We start from the raw sequence: 3,807 nt of genomic DNA on the forward strand, positions 1-3,807 counted from the left end.
TGAAAAATTACTTCTAATAGACTATGTTTCAACTATTTCAAAGACCGACTTGCCCGCTTTTACGGGACAGTAGTGATAAATTATTAATCAACTGCTTTTTCTCTTATCAAACTCATCAATCCATGCCAATAATTCCTTAACATCATTAGAAATATCCTCAGGTAAAGGTAATTCAACAGGCGCTTCTAATGGCTGACTATGCTCATAAAAGGAATATTTCGTCATAAATTTATCAATCGTCTCGCAATCATTCTTATTTATTTTTGCAAGAGAACTAACTTTTCCCATTGTGTTTACAGCACGACGATATCGTTGAACAACATCACCTAATAGATGATATTCAACAGTTCGTTCTATTAAAATGCGGAAGTCACTACATATCATTTTTGCATGTAAATAATATTCTTCTGCTCCATTTTCATTAAGAACTTTTTTTGCTCTAACGAGTTTGCTATTCAAAATATCTTTAAGTGCATTCTTTGGAGACTTTGCTGATATTGGAAGTTCTCCTATTTCGCCAGTTCCCCACGACTCTCTCCTTATTCCAAGCGTTTTTATATTATCGCAGGCATCATTCAATTGACATAATAAGCTCAATCGATGCGTGAAAACGATAACTTGCCTGCTCTTGCTTAGTTCAACCAATCGTTTAACCGTTTTTTCCTCGTATGTTTGATCGAGGGATGAAATAGGATCATCAAAAACAAACGGGTTAGCATGATTCCCTCCCGTAACATCGGCTAAGAAAGCAGCAAGAGAAATAATACGGGCTTCTCCCTCACTTAAAATGTTCCCGGGATTATTATGAGTTGCATTCGCAATCTTGAGAACATGTTTAGTTGTTCCTTTATTAATTTGTTTTATAAACTCTACTTGAATATTCCCAGCACCTAATTTATCTAACTCCTCATTAAATCGTTTTACGAAACTTTGAGTAATGACTAAATCTCCAATTTCATTTGCTTTGGTTGTAATTCCTCGTGTATTGGTTTGTGATATCCATTGATCATATCTTGTGATATTCGTCTGACGGGTTCGCTCGATCTTTATGTCTTCACTCTGTTCAAAAGCCCATTTTTGGGCTTTTAACTCTAATAATTGTTTTGCTGTAGCACCCCTGTCAAATAACTTTGCAGCATTTTCATACTCTGCAGCAGTAATTTCATATCGTCGACTCTTTTCGTTCAAAGCTGACAAAGCTATTTGCACCTCATTGCAAATATTGTGTAATGGGCGTCCTAAACGAATCGCTTCTCCATTATTATATATTTGAGCCCATATATTAAATATTTGCTTTCCCCAATCTCTATCTAATCCAGAGGATATACTTCTGTCAATAATCTGATCTTCTGTAAAATCCTCTGGTAAGGAATTAATACGATCATTATATTGCTTTTTCGCATTAGCCGCTTCTTTTGATAACTCATTAGTTATGAATGCATCAAAATTCTGCAACCGATCTTTTGTTTCCTCATCTAATATTTGATGACACAATACACATCTATCATGTTGATACAACTTTTTATCATCCAAGTATGCGTCTTTTTGAGAATATTCTTTTGCTGCCGACCATAATAATTTCCAAGATTCAGTTCCCACTCCCTCTAATTTAGAACTATCGCTTAACACCTTAGCTGCATCAAGGACTGCTTGTTCTTTTGTTGATAAGTCAGATGCTAAAGCATCTATCTCTTCTTTACTTTGTGGAGAAACTTTTATTAAAGCATCTTCAATATCTTTAATTAGTTGGTCAATCTTACGTTTTTGTTCTCGTAGTTCTACAACAGCTTTTTTAAGATCTGGTTCTTTTAATTTTTGATCAAGTTCTGATAATTTATTCTCATCTTCTCCGGTCCAGATAAACTTTGATAGGTCTAAATTTTTAGACAGATATACATTCTTTACATAGTTGGTTTCAGATAATTCATGTGGCGGTACTGGTAGTTTTGAAATCAATTGATCTTTTTGAGTAGCCAAACGTTCCTTAATAATGTCATGATACCTTGAGAAAGAAGAAAAGAATGCTATAATAGGAGGAATATAAGAAACTGAATTTGCTTCATTCAAATATGAGGCACCTGTGTCGGAATCAAAAATATCGACAGATCTTAAAGATTCTATAGCACCATCATTCACAGACCAGGAACATTGTTCCACTTGCTCGCCTTTTTTATAAAATAAGGTACATTTACCGATACTGGCATTGGATTTATATATATTCCCAATGAGATCCCGTGCGCGTGGTTTTCCACATATTTTTTTTTAAATTCTTGTATAACCGGACTTGCCTGTTCCATTCTTACCATATATCACTGTCAACCCTTTTTCCGCAAACTTTAGAGCATTCCGAGGAGACAGATGTTCAATATTTTCTATGGAATCTATAGACAATAATATTATCGATTCTCCATTAATGGATATGCCAATATTAGGAAAAATTTTATTTTCAAATTGTTTCTCCTCTTTCAACATTGACACAATTTCATTAATATCGCCATTGTCTAATTTTTCTTTAATTAAAAGTCGATAAGCTAATTCACATTGCCATCCTTTTAATGTTTTCACCCAATTGATGACTTTTTGTTGGAGATCTTCCATATTTCTCTGTGAAATTAAATAATAATACTATAAAGATAATCTTTTTAAGCGAGAATATCCAATTGCATAAGTAATATGATTCAATCGTCGTATTAGAAAATACGATCAATATTGATGATTCCGTCATTTTATGGAAGTTATGAACGAAATACAATTATTGCTTAAAATGCATATATTTGTATTATCTATGATAGATATCTCATAAATTAATCAATCGCATTAAGGTCGTTCTCGAACGATAAAATGAATATCACATACTAAACCATTGATTATCAAACATAATAATACGCTGCGCGTGGTGAATTATTTTTTATTAGAACTTATATTTTGAATAAACCTCCAATAAAGACCTTTCTTGCCATTTCAGTATCAAGTCGAGGCGGTAAAGTCACTTTATGGTGGTCTGGAGCTATAATTTCTTGCGCAGATTCAGTTTCATGTACAGCGATGTTCTTCCCCTTATTACGCTTCCTCTGATACAAGTCCTCAGCCGCATATATCTGCGTTATTGCACATCCAATAGCGGTGCTGATTCCTACAATGACAGCTTGTCGGTTTCGTTCCCGAAGATGGACGAAGATCCCTAAGCCAAGAAGGATAAGAATGCCTATAATGGTAGTGAGCCCTCCGCCTTAGAATACTTTACGGTTGTTGAGTTTGTATATGGAGGTTACAGCAAGCACCATATAAAACCATAAAACACCAGCGCGACAAACAAAATTCAACCATTTATCGCTCTGACATTTAATTATTTAATCTATTCGAAGGGTATCAATATTCCTCCTCATTGAAGAAAAAATCGTCTTTCGAGGGATAGTCGGGCCAGATGTCCTTGATCGATTTGTAAATCTCACCCTCGTCCTCTATTTCCTGCAGGTTTTCGAGCACCTCGAGCGGCGCTCCCGAATGTACCGCATCGTCAATTAACCCCTCTTTGGTTGCGGGCCAGGGGGCATCTTCGAACTTCGAAGCCAATTCGAGAGTCCAATACATTGTATATTCACTTTAATCATTGTAAATTTGAGTAATTAAGACATCAGAGTATGGAATAAGTCCGATGGTACATTGGTCTACGAGACCGGGAATCATGTTCCGACACCATACTCTTTACATCAGAACCCGGATAGTTCGTAAGGCGCACGAACTGGGCGTCCTGGACGGTGCGACGACCAACCCATCGCTGATGGCCAAAGAGAACATCCGGGGTAC

The 3,807-nt window shown here is 35.9% G+C and carries 3 protein-coding genes; all 3 read right to left on the bottom strand.

Annotation, left to right across the window (positions count from 1 at the left end; genetic code table 11):
• Positions 1-87: 87 nt before the first annotated feature.
• Complete coding sequence (locus tag ACESTR_RS15625; RefSeq protein WP_373179417.1) at positions 88-2,157, bottom strand: AAA family ATPase; 2,070 nt, start codon at positions 2,155-2,157, stop codon at positions 88-90.
• Positions 2,158-2,262: 105 nt separating this feature from the next.
• Positions 2,263-2,598 carry a hypothetical protein gene (locus ACESTR_RS15630; RefSeq protein ID WP_373179418.1) on the bottom strand — a complete coding sequence of 112 codons (336 nt, stop codon included), beginning with the start codon at positions 2,596-2,598 and terminating at the stop codon, positions 2,263-2,265.
• A gap of 771 nt (positions 2,599-3,369) precedes the next feature.
• A complete protein-coding gene (locus tag ACESTR_RS15635; RefSeq protein WP_244075979.1) occupies positions 3,370-3,591 on the bottom strand; it encodes a DUF2795 domain-containing protein in 222 nt (73 codons plus the stop codon).
• Positions 3,592-3,807 lie beyond the last annotated feature (216 nt).

The sequence above is a fragment of the Alistipes sp. DJF_B185 genome, from assembly GCF_964250025.1.
In the GTDB taxonomy this organism is placed as follows: Bacteria; Bacteroidota; Bacteroidia; order Bacteroidales; family Rikenellaceae; genus Alistipes; species Alistipes finegoldii.

Coding starts and splice junctions, on each gene's coding strand:
- ACESTR_RS15630 (WP_373179418.1), bottom strand. CDS start 2,598: ATGGAAGATCTCCAACAAAAAGTCATCAATTGGGTGAAAACATTAAAA.
- ACESTR_RS15635 (WP_244075979.1), bottom strand. CDS start 3,591: ATGTATTGGACTCTCGAATTGGCTTCGAAGTTCGAAGATGCCCCCTGG.